This is a genomic window from Bacillus sp. 22190, from assembly GCF_052045575.1.
In the GTDB taxonomy this organism is placed as follows: Bacteria; Bacillota; Bacilli; order Bacillales; family Bacillaceae; genus Bacillus; species Bacillus altitudinis.
Map to the genome: position 1 here is coordinate 21038 of NZ_JBQEPF010000020.1, position 22831 is coordinate 43868.

Here is a 22831-nt window from a genome sequence, read left to right on the forward strand (position 1 = left end):
TCCCGTTCATTAGAAAATTAATGCACTTCCTCTTGTATCCTTGAAATCAGTCCTTATTTAGGATATATTTTTCTATGGATAATAGGGATATTGGAGGCCAATCAATGGATAAGCGGTTCGCAGTGATTTTAGCAGCGGGAAAAGGAACAAGAATGAAGTCAAAGTTATACAAAGTACTTCATCCAGTTTGCGGAAAGCCAATGGTCGAGCATGTGGCAGATCAAGCGTTAAAGCTATCTTTAGCCAAGCTTGTGACGATTGTCGGTCATGGAGCAGAGGACGTCAAGAAGCAGCTTGGGGACAGAAGTGAATATGCACTTCAAGAAGAACAGCTGGGAACAGCACATGCCGTCAAACAAGCCAAATCGTTCCTCGCGCAGGAAAAGGGAACAACCATTGTCATTTGTGGAGATACACCATTATTGACAGCGGAAACAATGGAAGCCATGTTAAGCGAGCATCAAAAACAAGAAGCGAAAGTGACGATTTTGACAGCACACGCGGATGATCCAACAGGTTATGGACGTATTATTCGTGATGAAACAGGTGCTGTAGTAAAAATCGTCGAGCATAAAGATGCAAATGATGCTGAACGTCAAGTGAATGAAATTAATACTGGAACCTATTGCTTTTCAAATGAAGATCTCTTCCGTGTGATTGAGCAAGTGTCAAATGAAAATGCACAAGGTGAATACTATTTGCCGGATGTCATTGAAATTCTAAAGAATGAAGGACAGACGGTTGCAGCGTATCAAACACCACATTTTGAAGAAACACTTGGAGTCAATGATCGTATCGCTCTATCACAAGCAGAGCAATTCATGAAGCGACGTATTAATCATCAGCATATGAAGAATGGTGTAACCTTGATTGATCCTGAGAACACGTATATCTCGCCCGATGCAGTCATCGGTGAAGATACAATGATTTATCCTGGGACGGTCATCAAAGGGAATGTAAAGATTGGTGCAGATGCCACAATCGGTCCGAACACTGAAATTGTTGATAGCGTAATTGGAGATCGGACAGTCATTAAGCAGTCTGTTGTCTGCGATAGTGAAGTTGGGGTAGATGTGACAATTGGACCGTTTGCTCATATTCGCCCATTGTCGAAAATTGGCGATGAAGTGAAGATCGGGAATTTTGTCGAAATCAAGAAAACAGTTTTCGGTGACCGAAGCAAAGCGTCTCATCTCAGCTATATTGGAGATGCAGAGGTCGGAGCGGATGTAAACCTTGGTTGTGGATCTATTACAGTTAATTATGATGGGAAGAACAAATTCTTAACGAAGATTGAAGATGGCGCATTTATTGGCTGTAATTCAAATCTCGTTGCACCAGTCACTGTCGGAAAAGGGGCATATGTTGCAGCCGGTTCAACGGTTACAGAAGATGTACCGCAGGATGCATTGTCTATTGCTAGAGCAAGACAAGTCAATAAAGAAGATTATGTGAAAAATATTCATAAAAAATAATCCAAATACCCGGAGGTTTACCATGTCTAATCGTTATGCTGATGCGAATTTAAAGATATTCTCTTTGAATTCAAACCCTGAACTTGCCAAAGAAATTGCCGATCGTATCGGAGTTGATGTAGGAAAGAGCTCTGTTAAACGTTTTAGTGACGGTGAAGTCCAAATCAATATTGAAGAAAGTATCCGTGGCTGTGATTGTTATGTTATTCAATCTACTAGTGCGCCAGTCAATGAGCACATTATGGAGCTACTCATTATGGTAGATGCACTAAAACGCGCTTCTGCGAAAACGGTCAATATTGTCATCCCTTATTACGGATATGCACGTCAAGATCGTAAGGCGAAACCTCGTGAGCCAATCACGGCGAAGCTTTTTGCGAACTTACTTGAAACAGCAGGTGCTACACGTGTCATTGCACTTGACCTTCATGCGCCGCAAATCCAAGGTTTCTTTGATATTCCAATCGATAACTTAATGGCTGTGCCAATCTTAACAAACTATTTTGAACAGAAAAACTTGAATGATATCGTTGTTGTGTCTCCTGACCACGGTGGTGTTACGCGTGCGCGCAAAATGGCGGACCGCCTGAAAGCACCAATCGCCATTATCGACAAACGTCGTCCGAAGCCGAACGTGGCTGAAGTGATGAACATCATTGGGAACATTGAAGGCAAAACGGCGATTCTCATCGATGATATCATTGATACAGCTGGTACGATTACACTTGCTGCAAATGCACTTGTGGAAAATGGAGCGGCTGAAGTCTATGCTTGTTGTACTCACCCAGTATTGTCTGGACCAGCAGTAGAACGTATTACAAACTCTAAAATTAAAGAATTAGTTGTGACAAACAGTATTCACTTAACAGATGACAAGAAAGTTGGAAAATTCATTCCGCTTTCAGTTGGGCCTTTGCTTGCAGAAGCCATCATCCGTGTACATGAAGAAGAATCTGTGAGCTACCTTTTCAGCTAATTTTCTGATTGAAAAAGGCCCTAGGCATCAGCTTGGGGTCTTTTTGCTGTGATAAATGAAAGTCAAACATGTTTAAAATGATTCAGTTATGGGTATTTATGAAAGTAGTGACAAAAAAGAAATAGGATGGTGCTGAATATGGCAACTTTAAAAGCAAATAAAAGAACTGATTTCAAACGTTCCACACTGCAAAAAATCCGTCATTCAGGACACGTTCCTGGTGTCATATACGGAAAAAATACAGACAACCTTGCTGTTTCATTAGACAGTATTGATTTATTAAAGACATTACGTGATGAAGGAAAAAACACAATCATCACATTAGACGTTGGCGGTGAAACAAAATCTGTGATGGTAACAGAACTGCAAACAGATCCGTTGAAAAATGAGCTAGTCCACGCTGATTTCCAAGTGGTCGACTTACAGCGAGAAATTGACGCAGATGTACCTGTACAACTCATTGGCGAATCCAAAGGTGTAAAGGATGGCGGTGTGCTTCAGCAGCCACTATTTGAGCTATCCATTACAGCGAAACCAAAGGATATCCCGCAAAATATTGAAGCTGATATTACAAACTTAGAAGTAAATGACGTACTAACAGTTGGTGATCTGTCTGTTCAGTCTACGTATCAAATTAATAATGATCCAGAAGAAGTTGTTGCTTCGATCTTACCGCCTCAGCAATCAGAGGTTCCAGAGCCAGATAGTGAAGAGGAAACGCAAGAGCCTGAGGCCATTAAAGAAAAAGATGACAGCGAAGAATAACTGGTCAATTAGAGACGTAACCCTCCCGCGGTTACGTCTTTTGTGCTAGAATGAAAAGAATTCATACGTTTTGCATGAGGCAATCACATTGGCTCATTTTTTAGGCGTGTGCATGTGCGACAAAGGAGGTTATTGGTTTCATGATTGCGTTCGTTGGATTGGGTAATCCAGGAAAAGAATATGAAAAAACAAGACATAACGTCGGGTTTATGACAATAGATGAACTATCAAAAAAATGGGACATCCCATTAAATCAATCAAAATTCCATGGACAATATGGAACTGGGTTTGTTTCGGGGCAAAAGGTTCTACTTGTGAAGCCTCTTACATATATGAACTTATCAGGGGAATGTGTGCGTCCGCTGATGGATTACTATGATATTCCCCTTGAACATTTGAAGGTCATTTATGATGATCTTGATTTGCCAACGGGCCGGATTCGTTTGCGTACTAAAGGAAGTGCAGGCGGACATAACGGAATCAAATCGTTGATTCAGCATTTAGGTTCACCTGAGTTTGACCGATTCCGTATCGGCATCGGCCGTCCACAAAACGGCATGAAGGTCGTCGATTACGTACTAGGACGCTTCTCAGAGGAAGAACAGCCTGATATCTCATCTGCTATTCAAGCATCTGTTGAAGCTTGTGAAGCGGCTTTAACAAAGCCATTTTTAGAAGTGATGAATGATTTTAACAAGAAGGTATAAGAATGATAAGCAAAGCACATACTGATCATAAAATCTCAGCATGGGAGGATCACGTATGGCTTTGCACTATTACTGCCGGCACTGTGGTGTAAAGGTTGGCAGTCTAGATGAATCCGCTGTCCAAAGTGAAGCACTTGGATTTCATCACTTAACAAATGAGGAAAGAAACGATATGATTTCTTATAGGGAAAATGGTGATTTACATGTACAAACCATTTGTGAGGATTGCCAAGAGGCGCTCGAAAGAAATCCTGATTACCATCAGTATCATACCTTTATTCAATAAAAAGCTTTGGTGTAGATAATAGACCAAAGCGTTTTTCTGTTTTAAACAAGCAGGGAGGAGGAGCCAAATGAAAAATATACAATCATTTATCAAACAAAGTGATGATTTTCAGTCCATTTTTAATGGGCTAAAGGAAGGTTTAAAAGAACAACTGCTCGCCGGACTATCAGGCTCCGTCAGATCTTTATTTACAGCCGCCATATCAGACGAATTAAAGCGGCCGATGTTTATTGTGACACACAACTTATATCAAGCGCAGAAGGTCACAGATGATCTAGCAAGTGTGATGCCAGATCGCTCGGTTCTTCTTTATCCTGTCAATGAACTCATTGCATCTGAAATTGCTGTGGCAAGCCCGGAGCTTAGAGCGCAGCGTCTTGATGTATTGAATCGTCTCGCGAATGGAGAAAATCCGATTGTCGTGACCCCAGCAGCTGCAGTGCGTAGAATGCTTCCTCCTGTTGAGCTCTGGAAGGAGAGTCAGATCCATTTAAAGGTTGGTGAAGAAATTGATTTGGAGGCGTTTTCAAAACAACTCGTGCAAATCGGTTATGACCGGACGTCCATGGTCGCTGCGCCCGGAGACTTTAGTGTGCGCGGAGGAATCATTGACATTTATGCGTTAACGGAAGACCACCCGATCCGTATTGAGCTGTTTGATACAGAAGTGGATTCTATTCGGTCCTTCCACTCTGACACGCAGCGTTCATTGGAAACACTTCAAGAAATCAAGATTGGCCCGGCGAAAGAGCTGATTGTAAGAGGGCCTGAACGAGTGAGAGCGATTGAACAGCTTGACGAAGGTCTTGCCAGTAGCTTAAAGAAATTCAACTCGGATAAACAAAAAGAACTGCTCCATCAGAATATTTCTGCTGATCGTGAGAAGCTGCTAGAAGGTATTGTGACACAAGAAATGACGAAGTATCTGTCCTATTTCTATGAAAAGCCTGCTAGTTTGCTAGATTATACATCGCAGGATACGATAATCATTCTAGATGAAATCAGCAGAATTCAGGAGATGGAAGAACAGCTTGAACAGGAAGAAGCAGATTGGACAATTAGTCTGCTGGAAGAAGGGAATATCCTGCATGATCTAGCCCTTTCCTTCCCATTTCAAGAGCTGTTCAATCAGCAATCGAGATCGATTCTGTACTATTCCTTATTTTTGAGACATGTTCAGCAGACCAATCCGCAAAATATCGTCAATGTATCTAGTAAGCAAATGCAGAATTTCCACGGGCAGATGAATGTGCTTGCAAGTGAAATTGAACGCTACAAAAAGCAGAATTATACGGTTGTCTTTTTAGGTGCGGATGAAGAGCGGACAGAGAAGCTGTCATCTGTCTTGCATGATTATGACATTGAAGCAGCTCTTGCTAAACCTGATGCTGAGCTTGTCAGCGGGCAAGTATATATTTTACAAGGTGAGCTTCAAACCGGTTTTGAACTACCTTTATCCAAGATTGCTGTCATTACAGAGGGTGAACTTTTCAAGAAACGTGTGAAGAAGCAGGCACGTAAGCAAAAGCTGACAAACGCAGAGCGAATCAAAAGCTATTCAGAACTGCAAGTGGGCGATTATGTGGTGCACATTAACCACGGGATCGGTAAGTATTTAGGAATTGAAACGCTTGAAATTGGCGGCATTCATAAAGATTATTTAAATATTCATTATCAAGGAAGCGACAAGCTTTATGTCCCTGTTGAACAAATTGATCAGGTGCAGAAGTATGTAGGGTCAGAAGGAAAAGAACCAAAGCTATATAAACTAGGCGGCAGCGACTGGAAACGTGTGAAGAAAAAAGTAGAATCATCTGTGCAGGACATTGCAGATGATCTGATTAAGCTGTACGCAGAACGTGAAGCAAGCAAAGGGTATGCCTTCTCACCTGACCATGAGATGCAGCGCCAGTTTGAATCGGCATTCCCTTACCAAGAAACAGACGATCAAATTCGCTCGATTCATGAAATCAAGCAAGACATGGAGCGGGAGCGCCCGATGGATCGTCTGCTTTGTGGAGATGTGGGCTATGGAAAAACAGAGGTGGCGATTCGAGCGGCCTTCAAAGCCATTGCTGACGGGAAGCAGGTGGCACTGCTTGTACCAACAACGATCTTAGCGCAGCAGCATTTTGACACGATTATGGACAGATTCCAAGACTATCCTGTTAAAATCGCTCAGCTTAGCCGCTTCCGTACACGAAAAGAAACAACAGAAACCTTAAAAGGGCTGAAAAATGGAACGATTGATATGGTCATTGGGACGCATCGTCTTCTTTCAAAAGACATTGTGTACAAGGATTTAGGACTGTTAATTATCGATGAAGAGCAGCGCTTCGGTGTAACGCATAAAGAGAAAATTAAGCAAATGAAAGCCAATATTGATGTGCTGACGTTAACGGCAACGCCAATTCCTCGTACGCTTCATATGTCGATGCTTGGTGTACGTGACTTATCTGTTATTGAAACACCACCTGAGAACCGTTTCCCAGTTCAAACCTATGTTGTCGAGTACAATGGTGCGTTAGTTAGAGAAGCCATTGAGCGAGAACTGGCAAGAGGTGGTCAAGTGTACTTCCTTTATAACCGAGTGGAGGATATTGAACGAAAAGCAGATGAAATCTCGATGCTTGTTCCAGACGCAAAAGTAAGCTACGCACACGGGAAAATGAGTGAGAACGAGCTGGAATCCGTGATGATTAATTTCCTAGAAGGTGAATCGGATGTACTCGTTAGTACAACCATTATCGAAACGGGCGTAGACATTCCAAATGTGAACACGCTCATTGTTCATGATGCTGATAAAATGGGGCTTTCGCAGCTGTACCAGTTAAGAGGACGAGTTGGGCGCTCGAATCGTGTGGCCTATGCTTATTTCACTTATCGAAAAGATAAAGTGCTTTCTGAAGTAGCTGAGAAAAGACTTCAAGCCATTAAAGAATTCACTGAGCTTGGGTCAGGCTTTAAAATTGCGATGCGTGACTTAACGATTCGAGGAGCAGGGAATTTACTTGGTGCACAGCAGCATGGATTTATTGATTCTGTTGGCTTCGACCTTTACTCTCAAATGCTGAAAGAAGCCATTGAAGAAAGAAGAGGCGATACGACTGCTCAAGAAAAATTTGAGCCGGAAATTGATCTCCAAATTGATGCCTACATTCCAGATAGCTATATTTCTGACGGCAAACAAAAGATCGAGATGTATAAACAGTTTAGAGCGATTGGATCTATAGAAGAGCGGAAAGAGCTTCAAGATGAAATGATTGACCGATTCGGAGAATATCCGCAAGAAGTAGCTGATTTGTTCACGATTGCGACGATGAAGGTGTACGCTGTGCAGGAACGTGTCGAGTTGATCAAGATGGAGAAAGGCATTGTCAGACTCACTCTTGATGAAAAAGCAAGCAGCGACATCGATGGTCAAAAATTATTTGAGCTTGGCAGTCAATATGGACGTGATATCGGTCTTGGCATGGAAGGCAGCAAGCTGATTATTTCTGTCCAAACAAAAGGCAAGAAAACGGAGGAGTGGCTTGAAGTCGTTCTTCGTATGCTTCGAGGTCTTCAAGATGTGAAAAAAGAAACCATTCCATCTTCATAAAATTTTGTTGGTCTCTCGTGTATATTACGTTTGATGTGACAGATACTAAACTCAGGGTCAAGTGGTGAATGTTGCATAAAGTGGACGCTTTTGTTCCATTCACCCAACACATCATCAAACGAAAGAGAGGCAGCAGTGAATGAAAGCAACTGGAATTGTACGCCGCATCGATGATCTAGGTAGAGTGGTTATACCGAAGGAGATTCGCAGAACATTGCGCATCCGGGAAGGAGATCCACTTGAGATTTTTGTCGACCGCGATGGAGAAGTCATTTTGAAGAAGTATTCACCGATTAGTGAGCTAGGAGACTTTGCGAAGGAATATGCTGATGCATTATTCGACAGTTTGGGTCATTCTATCCTCATCTGTGATCGTGATACGTATATTGCTGTATCCGGTAGTTCAAAAAAAGAGTATTTAAACAAATCCATTAGTGATTTACTTGAACGAACAATGGATCAGCGTAATTCTGTATTAGAGGACAGCAAGAAAGAAATTCAGCTTGTGGATGGTATTGATGATGATGTATCAGCTTATACCATTGCACCTATTGTTGCAAACGGAGATCCAATTGGCGCCGTCGTCTTATTTTCTAAAGAGCGTTCAATGGGAGAAGTGGAGCATAAAGCGGCAGAAACGGCAGCTGGCTTCTTAGCCCGTCAAATGGAACATTAGGTCTAATAAATCTATATCATTTTGATAAAACGAAAGAATGCCGATGAAATCATCTGATTTTGTCGGCGTTTTTTATATGGGATGAAACAATATAATGAATGTATCGTCTACTCCTTAGAAAGAAACGGCTTGCCAGTCACGTATGATATAATGAGTGCGTTTAAATGCAGGTTTATTTTTTGATTGAACATAAAGGAGTCATCCATGAAAAATGCTGTGAATCAGCCGCATTGGCTTTTCCAAGGTGCGGTGATTTTAACCATCGCAGGCTTGTTATCAAAGGTACTGAGTGCCGTATATCGTGTCCCTTTTCAAAATATCGTAGGAGACACAGGTTTTTATATTTATCAGCAGGTCTATCCCTTTCTTGGCATTGCAATCATGCTCGGCACCACTGGTTTTCCTGTAATGGTGTCCAAGCTTCTGAGCGAGCATGGTGAGGAGAATCGCCGAATCATTACAAAGGTATCCTTGGTGTATATCACTTTGCTGAGCTTGGTCTTATTTCTTTGTTTATACATAGGAGCAGGCACAATTGCGAATCTCATGGCGGACAGTCAATTAATGTTGCTCATCCAGATGAGTTCGTTTGTGTTTTTATTTCTGCCGCTTACCGTGATGCTGAGGGGTGTTTTTCAGAGTGATGGGCTGATGCTCCCCACTGCGGTCTCTCAATTGGCTGAGCAACTCATCAGAGTAGGCGTCCTGCTTGTTTTATCTTTCTATTTTGTGAGACATGGCTATTCGCTTTATGAAACAGGAGCGGGTGCGGTGTTCTCTTCTATAGCTGGAAGTGCGGCTTCACTCATTTTGCTTCTTTTCCTTTGGCTGACCTATCGGAAGCGGTCGGCAGCGAGCAAGACATTAAAACAGGCTACACTGCGGAAAAAAGATGTGCTGAAGAGTTTGTTGCTGTATACATTGACGATTTGTGTGAGTGGATTGCTGATTCTATGGATGCAAATGATCGATGCTTTTCACTTGTATGCGCTACTGCGCAGTGAGGGACTGAGTGAAGCAGCTGCAAAGGCGGCAAAAGGTGTATATGACCGAGGTCAGCCGTTCCTGCAGCTCGGGACGGTGTTTGCAATTAGTATTGGGACGTCTCTTGTTCCGTTTTTGTCGTCGGCCTTAAGAAAAGGGCAGCATGAAGCAATTCGTGAAAAAGTACGTACATCGTTTAAGGCAACATCGGTGCTGGGGATTGGTTCAGCTGTCGGGCTTATATGTATTTTATCGTCTGTGAACATTATGCTTTTTCGTAATGACTTAGGGACAGATGCGCTGCAAATATTTTGCATATCCATTGCCTTCACATCAATGGCGATTACGCAAACCGCTTTACTTCAGGGTCTGGGACATACCGTGTATCCGGCTGTCGTGGTCCTGATTAGTGTACTGGTGAAATGGGGGCTGACGCTGGCTCTTGTCCCGTTATTCGGCATTTATGGAGCCGCATGGTCGACTGTTTGTGGGTTTCTCGCCGCCGCTGCGCTCAATGCGGTGTATTTGAAGCATAAAGGGTGGATTTCAATAAGAGAGCTATTCCCAGTGAAAATTCTTTTATCAGCAGCATTCATGGCTGTCGTTTTAATTGGATATCAGGCATTGTTTTCTTGGGTCATTCCCTTTGAGAAACGTCCGTTTTCTGTTTTAGAGAGCCTGACTTCAGTTTTTATTGGTGGTTTCGCCTTTTTATATAGTATTCTTAAGCTAGACGTATTTACGGAAGAGGAATGGAGACTCATTCCATTAGGAGAAAAGATTTTATATTTTAAACAGATGAGAGGGAATCGAAATGGCAGGTAAGATTACAGTCGTTGGTCTTGGGGCAGGCGACATGGATCAGCTAACGCTCGGTGTATATAAGCAGCTGAAGCAGGCGAAAGAAGTATACATGAGAACGCAGGATCATCCACTCACCGCAGAATTGATGCAGGAGGTCCCGTCTCTGACCTTTTTTGATGAGATATATGAAAAGCATGATCAGTTTAATGCAGTGTATGAGGAAATCACAGACATTCTCTTCCAAGAGGCTGAGGAGAAAGATATTGTGTATGCAGTACCAGGTCACCCGTTTGTAGCTGAAAAGACAGTGCAGCTTCTTGTTTCACAACAGAAGGAGCGCGGGATTGAGGTGTACGTGGCTGGTGGACAAAGCTTTTTGGATGCGACGTTTAATTCCTTACAAATTGACCCAATTGAAGGGCTGCAATTCGTTGACGCAGAGGATATGAGAGCGGATGATCTGAAGTTGACCCAGCATGTGCTGATCTGTCAGGTATATGATCAGATGACAGCCTCGAATGTGAAGCTGACCCTCATGGAAAAGCTACCTGACGATTATGAAGTCTTTATCGTAACGGCAGCTGGAAGCAGTCAGGAGCAGATTACAGGTGTTCCTTTATTTGAACTTGATCGAGATGTGTCGATAAATAACTTAACGAGTGTTTATGTGCCTCCAATCCAAGATGAAAAGCTACTCTATCAGCAATTTGACACTTTCCGCGAAGTCATTCGTACATTAAGAGGTCCTGGCGGCTGTCCTTGGGATCAAAAACAAACGAATGAGTCGCTCAAACCATATTTAATTGAAGAATGTTATGAGCTGCTGGAAGCCATAGATGAAGACGATCCAGATCATATGGTTGAAGAACTCGGAGATGTACTGCTTCAAGTTTTACTCCATGCCCAAATTGGTGAAGATGATGGTTATTTCTCAATGGATGACGTCATTCAGCATGTGACAGAAAAAATGATTCGACGACATCCGCATGTGTTTGGTGATACGGATGTGTCTGAAGCATCAGATGTCGTCGCCAACTGGGAAAAAATCAAGCAGCAGGAAAAACCGGAGCGTGCAGCTTCTATTTTGCAATCCATTCCAACGACTCTTCCAGCTTTAACAAAAGCCTATAAGCTCCAAAAGAAAGCAGCAAAAGTGGGCTTCGACTGGACAGAAGTAGAGGATATTTGGAACAAATACGAAGAAGAAAAGCAGGAATTCCTTGTGGAAGTGGCAGATAAGACGGGTGAAGGTGCAACAAAGCAAATGAAGGATGAATTTGGGGATCTTTTGTTTGTTCTCGTCAACATTGGAAGATTTTATCATCTAGAGCCTGAAACCGCCCTCTCTTCTGCAAACACAAAATTCATGCGGCGCTTTCAGCATATTGAACAAAAAGCAAAGGACATAGGGCGTTCACTAGAGGACTTGACCTTAGAAGAAATGGACGATCTGTGGAACGATGCCAAACGTATAGAAAGAGGTGAACATACATGAGACTAGATAAATTCTTAAAAGTGTCTCGTTTAATCAAAAGAAGAACATTGGCAAAAGAAGTAGCTGATCAAGGGAGAATTTCCATTAATGGCACGCAGGCGAAAGCCAGCTCTGACGTGAAAGAAGGGGACGAGCTTCAAATTCGCTTTGGTCAAAAGCGTGTGACTGTTCAAGTCAACGAGTTAAAAGACACCACCAAAAAAGAAGAAGCTGCTGGCATGTATACCGTGCTAAAAGAAGAAAAAACAGCAGAATAGGGCTTGTTCTAAATGTCCCGCCTGTCACATACAATGCAGTAACAATGCAAGTATGAGATATGGGGGATGTATAAATGAATCAATATTATAATCAACCTCAAGGCACGAAGTTGTCATCAGAAGCCGAGCATCATGTCACAATGCGCAACAGAAAGCATTTAGATATTACCGGGGTCAAACAGGTCGAGAGCTTTGATAATGAAGAATTTCTGCTTGAGACTGTCATGGGAGTCCTCGCCATTCGCGGAGAAAATCTGCAAATGAAAAACTTAGATGTAGAAAAGGGCGTTGTGTCCATTAAAGGGCGTGTCTTTGACTTAATCTATGTAGATGAGCAGCACGGGGAGAAAGCTAAAGGATTTTTTAGCAAGCTGTTTAAATGACACTGACGGTCCAGTTTTATACGATGCTTTCGATGGCGGCGATGGGCATCTGGCTGGGCGCATCGCTGGATACGTACAAGCTGTTTGTGAACCGGGAAAAAACAGCAAAATGGCTGCTGGTCATTCACGACCTCCTTTTTTGGGTGGTGCAGGGTCTCTTATTCTTTTATGTCCTGCTGCTGACCAATGAGGGAGAATTCAGGCTTTATATTTTTCTAGCTGTTGCTCTAGGTTTCTCGATGTACCAGGCATTGATGAAACAGCTGTATATGAACATCCTCAAGTTTGTGATGAGGTGTATTTATCAGACTGTTCTCTTCCTGAAAAGGCTGATCATGTCGATGGTTTTCCAGCCCATTCGCTGGATCGTTGGTTTGATCATAAGTGCTCTTCTGTTCTTGTTCCACTCGCTCTTACGCCTTGTTCGTTTTGCGTTTCGACTCGTGTGGAAGGTGCTGTATATTGTTTGTTATCCGCTTATTTGGTTACTCAATGTGACCATTATTCATCGAATTCCCGAAAAATGGCGAACATCAATGAGGTTGTTTTTCTCAAAAGGAGCAGGAATTTTACAAGGGATCAAGAAATTATCTCGTACCATGAAAACGAAATGGAAACAATTCTGGACAAAGTAAGAGAGGAGGCCTTCATCCTTGAACGAGAGAAAAAGAAATATCGCACAAATTCAAAATGATTATCAAAAACAAATGGAACAGCAAGCGCAGCGCCTAAAACGCAAACGCCGGGGACTCCTTAGAAGGCTTACCGTGTTTGGAGTCATTGTGCTCATGTTTGCTGTTTTGGTAACAAGTGCCCTCTGGTCGCAATCGTCTGCATTGAAAGAAAAAGAAGAGAAGAAGGTTGCGCTTGAAAAAGAATTGAAGCAATTACAAACAAAGCAGGAAGATATTTCTGATGAAATCAAAAAGCTGAAAAGCAAAGAATACGTACTCGAACTGGCACGACGGGACTATTATATGTCTAAAAAAGGCGAAAAAATCTTTGATGTGGGCAATAAGAGCGATTAGCCTTGTTGACACTTAAAATTCAGTTTATGTATAATTGAACAAATGAGATTTTTTTATAAGTCTAAGGAGGAGCACTTTTTTTATGTCGATTGAAGTTGGCAGCAAGTTACAAGGGAAAGTTACGGGCATTACAAATTTTGGAGCTTTTGTGGAGTTGCCAGGCGGTTCAACTGGTCTCGTTCATATCAGTGAGGTAGCCGATAACTATGTAAAAGATATTAATGAGCATTTAAAAGTCGGTGAACAAGTTGAAGTGAAAGTGATTAACGTTGAAAAAGACGGTAAAATCGGCTTGTCCATTAAAAAAGCAAAAGATCGTCCTCAACAACAACAATCAAGACCGAGCAGAAATGATTTCCGTCCGAAGGAATCGTTTGAGCAAAAAATGAACAAATTCTTAAAAGATAGCGAAGATCGCTTAACATCTTTAAAACGTAACACGGAATCAAAACGTGGGGGGCGCGGAGCAAGAAGAGGTTAACTTGTTGCTGCTTTCTATATATTTTTCACAACAAAGCATCTGCTGTTTAGCGGGTGCTTTTTTTTAATACAAATTCAACGTTTTTTGTGCATTTGCCATTTAATTTAAAACTTTCTATTGACGGACAAGCGAATCCTTTGTATTATAGTTCTTGTGCTTCTTAGCGCATTTTACATTATGGCGGTGTAGCTCAGCTGGCTAGAGCGTACGGTTCATACCCGTGAGGTCGGGGGTTCGATCCCCTCCGCCGCTATCCTTTTAAAAAGAACGATAAGCAAGGCCCGTTGGTCAAGCGGTTAAGACACCGCCCTTTCACGGCGGTAACACGGGTTCGAATCCCGTACGGGTCATCTTCAAAACAGCTTTCTATAGGAAAGCTGTTTTTTTGTGCTTTCGTAAAATTCTGATGAAAGACATCGACTTTCAAGAAAGTATGCCTTTTTGGCAAATAAAGCGTCGAACGTTTTATGGAAACGACAACTTCTTTTGACAAAATTTCTTTTTCACCTTCGCTATAATGACAAGCAACGAATATCAGGTGGGGGATGAAAAGATGGAAAAACTAGAAAGAAGAACTGATTTAACGGGAGCCGGGTTTGAAAGAATCAGTGCAGGGTTAAAAAAGATGAAAAACCTGTTTCTTCATCATACGCATTCTCTTTTTTTCTATAAAGGGTTTATTTATGTTGTTCTGGGCTTTTTATTGGGACGAGCCTTTATCTTATCTGAAATTATGCCGTTTGCATTGCCTTTCTTTGGGTCCATGCTGCTCATTAAAAGGGATAAAGCGATGCTTGCTTGTCTTGCTTTACTCGCTGGAGCGATGACGATATCACCTCAAAATGCATTATTCGTATTTGCGTCATTGATCGTGTTCCTCCTCATGTCAAAGGTCGTTTCTTTTATCATCAAAGACCCGTTGAAAACATTACCGGTTGTGATTGTGCTCTCAATGCTGATGACCAGGGGAGCTTTTGTATACCTCGAGCAGGGTGCGGTTCAAAGTTATGACTATGTGATGGCGGGGGTTGAAGCTGGACTTGCCTTCATTCTGACACTAATTTTTCTTCAAAGTTTGCCGATTTTTACAGTCAGGAAAATCAAACACTCCTTAAAGGTTGAAGAAATTATTTGCTTTATGATATTAATCGCTTCAGTTTTAACAGGTCTGGCTGGGATCACATTTCAAGGAATGCAGGCAGAGCATATTTTGTCACGATATGTAGTGCTGAGCTTTGCCTTTATTGGAGGAGCGAGTATTGGTTGTACAGTGGGTGTTGTAACTGGATTAATTCTTGGTCTCGCCAACATCGGCAACCTTTATCAGATGAGTCTGCTTGCCTTTTCGGGCTTATTAGGCGGATTACTAAAAGAGGGGAAAAAAGCAGGAGCCGCCATCGGCTTGATTGTGGGTTCTTTACTAATCTCCCTCTACGGTGAAGGGTCAGCAGGGCTAATGACCACGCTATATGAATCACTCATCGCAGTTGCACTGTTTTTGCTCACGCCACAGTCAGTAACGTCTAAGGTGGCAAAATATATTCCTGGTACGGTAGAGCATGTACAGGAACAGCAGCAATATGCTAGAAAAGTACGAGACGTGACAGCAAAAAAGGTAGATCAATTCTCTAATGTATTTCATGCGCTGTCTGAGAGTTTTGCGACATTTTACGAATCCATTCCTGAGGAGAAGAAGCAGGAAGAGGATGTAGATCTTTTTTTAAGTACGATCACAGAACGTTCCTGTCAAACGTGCTATAAGAAAAATAAATGCTGGGTGCAGAACTTTGATACAACCTATGAACTCATGAAACAAGTTATGCATGAATCTGATGAAAAAACGTACGAGCATAACCGGAAGTTGAAAAAGAAATTCAGTCAGCACTGCTCAAAATCAAAGCATGTAGAAGAATTGATTGAAGAGGAGATAGCTTACTATAAAGCAAATCAGACCTTAAAGAAAAAGGTCCAAGACAGCAGGCGCCTTGTGGCCGAACAACTGATGGGTGTTTCGCAAGTCATGGAGGATTTTTCCCGGGAAATAAAACGAGAAAGAGAGCAGCATTTTATTCAGGAAGAGCAGATGATAGAAGCACTTCAGAACTTTGGAATTGAAATTCAGCAAGTTGAAATTTATAGCTTAGAACAGGGAAATGTTGATATAGAGATGAGAATTCCCTATTGCCAAGGTCATGGGGAATGCGAAAAAATCATCGCTCCAATGCTCTCGGATATTTTAGAAGAACAAGTTTTAGTCAAAGCAGAGCAGTGTGCGGAGCATCCAACAGGTTATTGTCATGTTGTATTCGGTTCTGCAAAATCGTATCGAGTGTCTACAGGTGTAGCACATGCAGCGAAAGGCGGAGGATTAGTATCTGGAGACAGCTACAGCATGATGGAGCTGGGTGCAGGTAAATATGCCGCAGCTATTAGTGATGGGATGGGAAATGGAGCAAGAGCCCATTTTGAAAGCAATGAAACGATCAAGCTGTTAGAAAAAATCTTGGCGTCTGGTATTGATGAAAAAGTAGCGATTAAAACGATTAATAGCATTTTATCTTTACGGACAACAGATGAAGTCTATTCCACATTAGACTTATCCATCATTGATTTACAGGATGCGAGCTGTAAGTTCCTCAAGATTGGCTCCACCCCAAGTTTTATTAAACGTGGTGATCAAGTGATGAAGGTACAGGCCAGCAACTTGCCTATTGGCATTATTGATGAATTTGAAGTAGAAGTGGTGAGTGAACAGATGAAGGCAGGAGATCTCCTCATCATGATGAGCGACGGTATCTTTGAAGGACCAAAGCATATCGAAAATCATGATTTATGGGTCAAACGAAAAATGAAGAGCTTTAAAACAGAAGATCCGCAAGAGATTGCTGATTTATTAATGGAGGAGGTCATTCGCACAAGAGCAGGTCAAATCGATGACGATATGACGGTTGTCGTCATTAGGCTCGACCACAATACACCAAAATGGGCATCCATTCCGACAGGTACATTCTATCTTCAGAAACAAGAGATTTCTTGAAATATCGTATAATATGAATTTCTTCTGGCGATGATGGGGATATAAGCATTCAGTTACAATCCCAGGAGGAATGAAGATGCGAAAAGGTCACGTAAACCAAATCTTACTGATTACAGATGGCTGCTCAAATCATGGGGAAGACCCACTTGCGATTGCCGCATTGGCAAAAGAGCAAGGGATCACAGTCAATGTCATTGGCATTATGGAAGAGAACAGACACGATCATGAAGCGATGAAAGAAGTAGAGGGGATTGCTTTAGCAGGCGGAGGCATTCATCAGGTTGTCTACGTTCAGCAATTGTCTCAAACCGTACAAATGGTTACAAAAAAGGCGATGACGCAAACGTTACAAGGTGTTGTGAATAAAGAATTGCAGCAAATTCTTGGCAAAGATACTGAAATTGAAGAACTTCCCCCAGATAAGCGTGGAGAAGTGATGGAGGTTGTGGACGAGCTCGGTGAGACGGTTCATCTTCAAGTGCTTGTGCTTGTGGATACGAGTGCAAGTATGAAACCGAAGCTGCCAACGGTCAAAGAAGCACTCATCGATCTCTCTATTAGTCTAAATTCGAGAATTGGTGAAAATCAGTTTGGGATGTGTGTATTTCCCGGGAAAAACTCAGATGCAGAAATTGTGTTGAACTGGACGCCTCGGTTCGATTCGTTATCATCGATTTTCCCGAAGCTGACAACAGGAGGAATTACACCGACTGGACCAGCAATTCGAGAAGCACTCCAGCATTTCAAATCAGTTCGTTCACGAAAAGGGCTGCTTGAAGCGAAGGAAGAACATGATGAATTCGGCTTCTAACATCCCATTAGGTACAATGATAAAAGGAAAATGGCATCACCAACATTACCGCATTGTAAAAGAGCTGGGAAAAGGGGCGAACGGTGTGGTCTATCTGGCCGAATCGCCAAAGGGGCAAGTGGCCCTTAAAGTGAGTGATGACAGTATGCTCATTGCATCTGAAGTCAATGTATTAAAATCCTTTTCAAAGGCTCCTGTGAAAACCATGGGGCCTTCTTTTTATGATATGGATGATGCTCTTTATCCTGGTATGTCAGAGAAACGGTCGTTTTATGTCATGGAGTATGTCAGAGGACCATTGCTACTTGAATTTGTCAAACAAAAAGGCGATGAATGGATCGTCGTTCTCATGATTCAACTTTTGTCTAACCTTGGTCACTTACATAAGGAAGGCTGGATCTTCGGGGACTTGAAGCCTGATAATCTCATCGTTTCAGGCCCCCCAGCTACGATTCGATGTATTGATGTTGGAGGAACAACGAAGGCAGGAAGGGCGATTAAGGAATACACCGAGTTTTTTGACCGCGGCTACTGGGGCTTCGGTACAAGAAAAGCAGAACCTTCTTATGATTTATTTGCCTTAAGTATGGTCATGGTGAACTGTGCCTATAAAAAAGAATTTAAAAAAGGGGCAGAACCAGAAAAGCAGCTTTATCGAGCGATTGAAGGACATCCTTTATTAAAGCGATATGAGAGGGTGTTAAAAGCGGCTCTCCAAGGCAAATATCAATCAGCGTCAGACATGAAAAGCGCGATGCTGAAAGAAGGACAATTGCTTGCTTCAAGAAAATCACGACAGAAGAAGCCATCACAGCAAAATAGGCAAAAGCCAGCTGTTCCCCAACATCAACAGGCCGCACCTTCACGATCAAGAGTTGCTGCTGCGAAAAGAACATCAGTACGCAAAAAATCAGGCGGGCTTTTTGAAACCATTCTCATCTTATGCAGTGTGCTCGCTCTTTACTGTGCGTATGTGGTTTTATTCCTATTATAGAGCTGTAAAAAAGCAGGCTTCTTCTTTGCTTGGAGCTAATGAAAGTGATAGGATATGTATATCTTTAAATTACCTGCTCTTTGTGAGGAGGAAGTTGTGAATAGAATTGAATCTTTTTTGAAAAAACATGATGTTTTCCTTGAAAATACGACAGTCATTGTCGGGGTTTCTGGCGGACCAGATTCTATGCTCTTGCTGCATGAACTAAACAAACGTCGAAAAGGTTCCTTTCAGCTGATTGCAGCCCATGTAGATCACATGTTCAGAGGAGAAGAATCCTTTGCTGATTTGGCATTTGTTGAAGCGTATTGTAAAGAGCATGAGATCCTTTTTGAATCGGCTCGTATACAGGTCACCCAATATGCAAAAGAAAACCGCTTAAACAAACAGGCAGCTGCAAGAGAGTGCAGATATGCTTTCTTTCGTCAATTGATGGAACAGTACAGCGCTCAATTTATAGCGCTTGCACATCATGGAGACGATCAAGTAGAAACAATGGTGATGAGGCTGACAAGAGGGACTGTTGGAATAGGACTCGCAGGTATGCAAGCAAAGCGCCCTTTTCAAGAAGGGTGGCTGATTCGTCCGCTGATTGGATATTCTAAGGATGATGTACTCGCTGCTTGCGAAAAAGAACAAGTTCCTTATGTCATTGATCAAAGCAATCACACCGATGACTACTTGAGAAACCGGATCAGAAGACACGTTCTTCCCGTGTTAAAAGAAGAGGCACCTCATGTGCATGAAAGCTTTCAGTTTGTAAGTGACATGCTGACTGAGGATGAGCAGTACTTGCAGGCATTAACAAAGGATCAAATGCATCAAGTCATTACGAATCAAACGCCAAAGCAAATTGAGATCAAAACGAAGCCTTTGCTTGACCTGCCTTTGCCTTTACAAAGAAGAGGCATTCAACTAATATTAAACTATCTTTATGAAAACACTCAATCAGCGTTTTCAAACCAGCATATTCTAGGGACTTTGGACTGGTTATCTCATACTGATCAACCGTCTGGATCATTAGATTTGCCAAAAGGTTTACAAGCTGTCAAATCTTATGATCACTGTATGTTTACCTTTGAACGATCGCTTGTCATAGATCAGTCATATACTCATCATTTAAAAGGTGAGCTTGGCGAGGAACTTTTTCTCCCGAATGGACAGTCTATCTTGGTATCAAATCATGTTCCGAAGGATGCACGGAACGGAAACCATTTTTTCTTGCTTCAAAAAGATCATGTTCGTCTTCCTTTGATCATTCGCTCACGAAAAAACGGTGATCGAATCAAACTTAAAGGGATGAATGGATCAAAAAAGGTGAAAGATATATTTATTGATAAAAAAGTGCCTCTTGCAGAAAGAGACAGCTGGCCGATCGTCACTGACTCGGATCATCAAATCATCTGGATCCCAGGTCTGAAAAAATCCGTTTTTGAAGAAATTGATATGACAAACAGCGATCTCATTGTATTACAATATAGACAGCACGAAAATTTGTAGGGGGCAAGCAAAAGCATGAAACAAGATATTGAAAAGATTTTGATCTCAGAAGAAGAGATCCAGCTAAAAGTGAAGGAACTGGGTGCAACATTAACCAGCGATTATGATGGTAAATTTCCCCTGGCTATTGGTGTTTTGAAAGGGGCTCTTCCATTCATGGCAGACCTGATCAAACACATTGATACATATTTAGAGCTTGATTTTATGGATGTATCTAGCTACGGAAAGTCTACCGTATCTTCTGGAGAAGTGAAGATCATCAAAGATCTAGATACTTCTGTTGAAGGAAGAGATATTCTAATTATGGAAGATATCATCGACAGTGGGTTAACTTTGAGTTATCTGGTAGAGCTTTTCCGATACCGTAAAGCAAACTCCATTAAAATTGTGACATTGCTTGATAAACCAAGCGGCCGCAAAGCAGACATCAAAGCAGATTATGTTGGGTTTGAAGTACCAGATGCATTTGTTGTTGGCTATGGATTGGATTTTGCCGAACGTTACCGAAACCTCCCGTATATTGGAGTGTTAAAACCATCTGTTTACGAAGGCTAATGAGCACACGTTTACATGAGGTTATTGGTTGTATTGGAATGATTTTCTATGATACTATTGAACATAGTTGTGCTTACTGTGGGAGGAGGTAAGGAATGAATCGGGTTTTTCGTAATACGATTTTTTATATACTTATTTTATTACTTGTGATAGGGGTTGTCAGTTGGTTAGGATCCCCTAATCAAAAGCCTGAGAACATGTCTTACAGCAAATTTTCGCAAAATTTAAGTGCGGGAAAAGTGGAGAGTATCTCCATTCAGCCTGTAAGAGGGGTTTATGAAATTCGTGGTCAATTAGATGGCGCGAAGAAAGATGAATACTTCATTACCCACGTTCCAGACGGTCAAGGAGTTGACCAAATTTACAGTGCACTGAAGAATACAGATGTAAAAGTAGAACCAGCACCTGAAACAAATGGATGGCTGCAAGTTCTGACAACCATCATTCCATTCATCATCATCTTTATCCTGTTCTTCTTCTTATTGAACCAAGCTCAAGGCGGTGGAAGCCGTGTCATGAACTTTGGTAAGAGTAAGGCGAAGCTTTACACAGAAGAGAAGAAACGTGTGAAATTTAAAGATGTTGCCGGTGCGGATGAAGAAAAACAAGAGCTCGTAGAAGTGGTTGAATTCTTAAAAGATCCACGTAAATTTGCGGAGCTTGGCGCAAGAATCCCTAAAGGGGTTTTACTAGTAGGACCTCCAGGTACAGGTAAAACATTGCTTGCGAGAGCATCTGCAGGAGAAGCAGGCGTTCCTTTCTTCAGCATCAGTGGTTCTGACTTCGTCGAGATGTTCGTCGGTGTCGGTGCATCACGTGTACGTGATTTGTTTGAAAATGCGAAAAAGAATGCACCTTGCTTAATCTTTATTGATGAGATTGATGCAGTGGGTCGTCAGCGTGGAGCAGGTCTTGGCGGTGGTCATGATGAGCGTGAACAAACGCTTAACCAGCTTCTTGTTGAAATGGATGGTTTTAGTGCCAACGAAGGGATTATCATCATTGCTGCAACGAACCGTGCAGATATCCTAGATCCTGCATTGCTGCGTCCGGGACGTTTTGACCGTCAAATTACGGTTGACCGCCCAGATGTCATTGGCCGTGAAGAAGTACTGAAGGTTCATGCGAAAAACAAACCGCTTGATGATACAGTCAACTTGAAAGCCATTGCAAGCAGAACACCAGGTTTCTCTGGGGCAGATCTTGAGAACTTACTAAACGAAGCAGCGCTTGTTGCTGCCCGTCAAAACAAAAAGAAAATTGATATGCGTGATATCGACGAAGCAACTGACCGTGTCATTGCTGGACCGGCTAAGAAAAGCCGTGTCATTTCGAAGAAAGAACGCAATATCGTGGCGTACCATGAAGCAGGTCATACCGTCATTGGGCTTATCCTTGACGAAGCAGACATGGTGCATAAAGTAACGATCGTTCCTCGTGGTCAGGCAGGCGGATATGCGGTCATGCTTCCAAGAGAAGACCGTTATTTCCAAACGAAGCCAGAGCTTCTTGATAAAATCGTCGGCTTGCTTGGCGGTCGTGTTGCAGAGGAAATTACGTTTGGTGAAGTAAGTACAGGCGCTCACAACGACTTCCAGCGTGCAACAGGCATTGCAAGAAGAATGGTCACAGAGTTCGGTATGTCTGATAAACTTGGTCCTCTACAATTCGGTCAATCACAAGGAGGTCAAGTATTCCTTGGCCGTGATTTCAACAATGAGCCGAATTATAGTGAAGCGATCGCTTACGAAATTGACCAAGAAGTTCAGCGCTTCATCAAAGAAAGCTACGAACGTGCGAAACAAATTCTCACTGAGAATAAAGATAAGCTAGAAATCATCGCACAAGCTCTTTTAGAAGTGGAAACATTAGATGCTGAACAAATTAAATCTCTTTACGATACTGGAAAGCTTCCAGAGCGTGTATACGCAGATGACGAAGAGAAAAACGATGATGTGAAAGTGAACATCAAGAAAAAAGAAGAAGACGAGGAGATTTAATCTCCTTCTATAAAAA

19 protein-coding genes, 2 tRNA genes and 1 pseudogene are annotated in these 22831 nt (G+C 42.1%); all 22 read left to right on the top strand.

What is annotated here, in order from left to right:
• Positions 1 to 104 precede the first annotated feature (104 nt).
• The 22 genes and pseudogenes from glmU (at position 105) to ftsH (ending at position 22815) form a co-directional block, all read left to right on the top strand.
• Positions 105 to 1475: a bifunctional UDP-N-acetylglucosamine diphosphorylase/glucosamine-1-phosphate N-acetyltransferase GlmU gene (gene glmU / locus ACTJKA_RS18200; protein ID WP_061417624.1), complete on the top strand. Its 1371-nt coding sequence runs from the start codon at positions 105 to 107 to the stop codon at positions 1473 to 1475.
• Between the two features lie 22 nt (positions 1476 to 1497).
• Positions 1498 to 2451, top strand: coding sequence for a ribose-phosphate diphosphokinase (locus ACTJKA_RS18205; protein ID WP_003217907.1), 954 nt, complete (start codon positions 1498 to 1500; stop codon positions 2449 to 2451).
• A gap of 138 nt (positions 2452 to 2589) precedes the next feature.
• Complete coding sequence (locus tag ACTJKA_RS18210) at positions 2590 to 3216, top strand: 50S ribosomal protein L25/general stress protein Ctc (protein ID WP_008341853.1); 627 nt, start codon at positions 2590 to 2592, stop codon at positions 3214 to 3216.
• Positions 3217 to 3356: 140 nt separating this feature from the next.
• Positions 3357 to 3923 carry an aminoacyl-tRNA hydrolase gene (gene pth / locus ACTJKA_RS18215; RefSeq protein ID WP_007496201.1) on the top strand — a complete coding sequence of 189 codons (567 nt, stop codon included), beginning with the start codon at positions 3357 to 3359 and terminating at the stop codon, positions 3921 to 3923.
• A gap of 55 nt (positions 3924 to 3978) precedes the next feature.
• Positions 3979 to 4209: an anti-sigma-F factor Fin family protein gene (locus tag ACTJKA_RS18220; protein WP_003217967.1), complete on the top strand. Its 231-nt coding sequence runs from the start codon at positions 3979 to 3981 to the stop codon at positions 4207 to 4209.
• Positions 4210 to 4276: 67 nt separating this feature from the next.
• Entirely contained in the window at positions 4277 to 7810 is a 3534-nt protein-coding gene (gene mfd / locus ACTJKA_RS18225) for a transcription-repair coupling factor (RefSeq protein ID WP_019743557.1), read from the top strand.
• Between the two features lie 139 nt (positions 7811 to 7949).
• Positions 7950 to 8486, top strand: coding sequence for a stage V sporulation protein T (gene spoVT / locus ACTJKA_RS18230; RefSeq protein WP_007496196.1), 537 nt, complete (start codon positions 7950 to 7952; stop codon positions 8484 to 8486).
• 204 nt (positions 8487 to 8690) lie between these two features.
• Positions 8691 to 10295, top strand: a complete 1605-nt coding sequence (locus tag ACTJKA_RS18235; RefSeq protein WP_440607883.1) for a putative polysaccharide biosynthesis protein — start codon at positions 8691 to 8693, stop codon at positions 10293 to 10295.
• Positions 10285 to 11769: a nucleoside triphosphate pyrophosphohydrolase gene (gene mazG, locus ACTJKA_RS18240; protein WP_440607884.1), complete on the top strand. Its 1485-nt coding sequence runs from the start codon at positions 10285 to 10287 to the stop codon at positions 11767 to 11769. Before ACTJKA_RS18235 ends, mazG begins: the two co-directional genes overlap by 11 nt.
• Positions 11766 to 12026, top strand: coding sequence for an RNA-binding S4 domain-containing protein (locus tag ACTJKA_RS18245; RefSeq protein ID WP_099496229.1), 261 nt, complete (start codon positions 11766 to 11768; stop codon positions 12024 to 12026). The genes mazG and ACTJKA_RS18245 overlap by 4 nt, the downstream gene beginning before the upstream one ends.
• A gap of 74 nt (positions 12027 to 12100) precedes the next feature.
• Positions 12101 to 12409 carry a sporulation protein YabP gene (gene yabP, locus ACTJKA_RS18250; protein ID WP_007496190.1) on the top strand — a complete coding sequence of 103 codons (309 nt, stop codon included), beginning with the start codon at positions 12101 to 12103 and terminating at the stop codon, positions 12407 to 12409.
• Positions 12406 to 13044, top strand: coding sequence for a spore cortex biosynthesis protein YabQ (gene yabQ / locus ACTJKA_RS18255; RefSeq protein ID WP_007496188.1), 639 nt, complete (start codon positions 12406 to 12408; stop codon positions 13042 to 13044). Before yabP ends, yabQ begins: the two co-directional genes overlap by 4 nt.
• Before the next feature lie 18 nt (positions 13045 to 13062).
• Positions 13063 to 13437 carry an FtsB family cell division protein gene (locus tag ACTJKA_RS18260; protein ID WP_007496186.1) on the top strand — a complete coding sequence of 125 codons (375 nt, stop codon included), beginning with the start codon at positions 13063 to 13065 and terminating at the stop codon, positions 13435 to 13437.
• An 82-nt stretch (positions 13438 to 13519) separates the two neighbouring features.
• Entirely contained in the window at positions 13520 to 13918 is a 399-nt protein-coding gene (locus ACTJKA_RS18265) for a S1 domain-containing RNA-binding protein (RefSeq protein WP_003217901.1), read from the top strand.
• A 179-nt stretch (positions 13919 to 14097) separates the two neighbouring features.
• Positions 14098 to 14171 (top strand) — tRNA-Met (locus ACTJKA_RS18270).
• Positions 14172 to 14196: 25 nt separating this feature from the next.
• Positions 14197 to 14268: transfer RNA gene (locus tag ACTJKA_RS18275), tRNA-Glu, on the top strand.
• Between the two features lie 203 nt (positions 14269 to 14471).
• The gene (gene spoIIE / locus ACTJKA_RS18280) at positions 14472 to 16955 is read left to right on the top strand and encodes a stage II sporulation protein E (protein WP_108611679.1); all 2484 of its coding nucleotides are present in this window, start codon (positions 14472 to 14474) and stop codon (positions 16953 to 16955) included.
• Positions 16956 to 17031: 76 nt separating this feature from the next.
• Positions 17032 to 17766 carry a vWA domain-containing protein gene (locus ACTJKA_RS18285; protein WP_008341829.1) on the top strand — a complete coding sequence of 245 codons (735 nt, stop codon included), beginning with the start codon at positions 17032 to 17034 and terminating at the stop codon, positions 17764 to 17766.
• Positions 17750 to 18760 (top strand): protein kinase domain-containing protein, encoded by a 1011-nt coding sequence (locus tag ACTJKA_RS18290; RefSeq protein ID WP_138824871.1) that lies wholly within the window; start codon positions 17750 to 17752, stop codon positions 18758 to 18760. The genes ACTJKA_RS18285 and ACTJKA_RS18290 overlap by 17 nt, the downstream gene beginning before the upstream one ends.
• 96 nt (positions 18761 to 18856) lie before the next feature.
• Positions 18857 to 20279, top strand: a pseudogene (gene tilS / locus ACTJKA_RS18295) (tRNA lysidine(34) synthetase TilS).
• Positions 20276 to 20815: a hypoxanthine phosphoribosyltransferase gene (gene hpt, locus ACTJKA_RS18300; RefSeq protein WP_007496175.1), complete on the top strand. Its 540-nt coding sequence runs from the start codon at positions 20276 to 20278 to the stop codon at positions 20813 to 20815. The pseudogene tilS and the gene hpt overlap by 4 nt, the downstream one beginning before the upstream one ends.
• A gap of 95 nt (positions 20816 to 20910) precedes the next feature.
• Positions 20911 to 22815 carry an ATP-dependent zinc metalloprotease FtsH gene (gene ftsH, locus ACTJKA_RS18305; RefSeq protein WP_440607885.1) on the top strand — a complete coding sequence of 635 codons (1905 nt, stop codon included), beginning with the start codon at positions 20911 to 20913 and terminating at the stop codon, positions 22813 to 22815.
• Positions 22816 to 22831: the final 16 nt, after the last annotated feature.

Excerpts from the sequence above, each read along its gene's own strand:
- yabQ (WP_007496188.1), top strand. The coding sequence starts at position 12,406 with ATGACACTGACGGTCCAGTTTTATACGATGCTTTCGATGGCGGCGATG.
- ACTJKA_RS18290 (WP_138824871.1), top strand. The coding sequence starts at position 17,750 with ATGAATTCGGCTTCTAACATCCCATTAGGTACAATGATAAAAGGAAAA.
- spoIIE (WP_108611679.1), top strand. The coding sequence starts at position 14,472 with ATGGAAAAACTAGAAAGAAGAACTGATTTAACGGGAGCCGGGTTTGAA.
- mfd (WP_019743557.1), top strand. The coding sequence starts at position 4,277 with ATGAAAAATATACAATCATTTATCAAACAAAGTGATGATTTTCAGTCC.
- ACTJKA_RS18285 (WP_008341829.1), top strand. The coding sequence starts at position 17,032 with ATGCGAAAAGGTCACGTAAACCAAATCTTACTGATTACAGATGGCTGC.
- ftsH (WP_440607885.1), top strand. The coding sequence starts at position 20,911 with ATGAATCGGGTTTTTCGTAATACGATTTTTTATATACTTATTTTATTA.
- ACTJKA_RS18220 (WP_003217967.1), top strand. The coding sequence starts at position 3,979 with ATGGCTTTGCACTATTACTGCCGGCACTGTGGTGTAAAGGTTGGCAGT.
- hpt (WP_007496175.1), top strand. The coding sequence starts at position 20,276 with ATGAAACAAGATATTGAAAAGATTTTGATCTCAGAAGAAGAGATCCAG.
- ACTJKA_RS18235 (WP_440607883.1), top strand. The coding sequence starts at position 8,691 with ATGAAAAATGCTGTGAATCAGCCGCATTGGCTTTTCCAAGGTGCGGTG.
- ACTJKA_RS18205 (WP_003217907.1), top strand. The coding sequence starts at position 1,498 with ATGTCTAATCGTTATGCTGATGCGAATTTAAAGATATTCTCTTTGAAT.
- yabP (WP_007496190.1), top strand. The coding sequence starts at position 12,101 with ATGAATCAATATTATAATCAACCTCAAGGCACGAAGTTGTCATCAGAA.
- mazG (WP_440607884.1), top strand. The coding sequence starts at position 10,285 with ATGGCAGGTAAGATTACAGTCGTTGGTCTTGGGGCAGGCGACATGGAT.
- glmU (WP_061417624.1), top strand. The coding sequence starts at position 105 with ATGGATAAGCGGTTCGCAGTGATTTTAGCAGCGGGAAAAGGAACAAGA.
- ACTJKA_RS18245 (WP_099496229.1), top strand. The coding sequence starts at position 11,766 with ATGAGACTAGATAAATTCTTAAAAGTGTCTCGTTTAATCAAAAGAAGA.
- ACTJKA_RS18210 (WP_008341853.1), top strand. The coding sequence starts at position 2,590 with ATGGCAACTTTAAAAGCAAATAAAAGAACTGATTTCAAACGTTCCACA.
- spoVT (WP_007496196.1), top strand. The coding sequence starts at position 7,950 with ATGAAAGCAACTGGAATTGTACGCCGCATCGATGATCTAGGTAGAGTG.
- pth (WP_007496201.1), top strand. The coding sequence starts at position 3,357 with ATGATTGCGTTCGTTGGATTGGGTAATCCAGGAAAAGAATATGAAAAA.
- ACTJKA_RS18265 (WP_003217901.1), top strand. The coding sequence starts at position 13,520 with ATGTCGATTGAAGTTGGCAGCAAGTTACAAGGGAAAGTTACGGGCATT.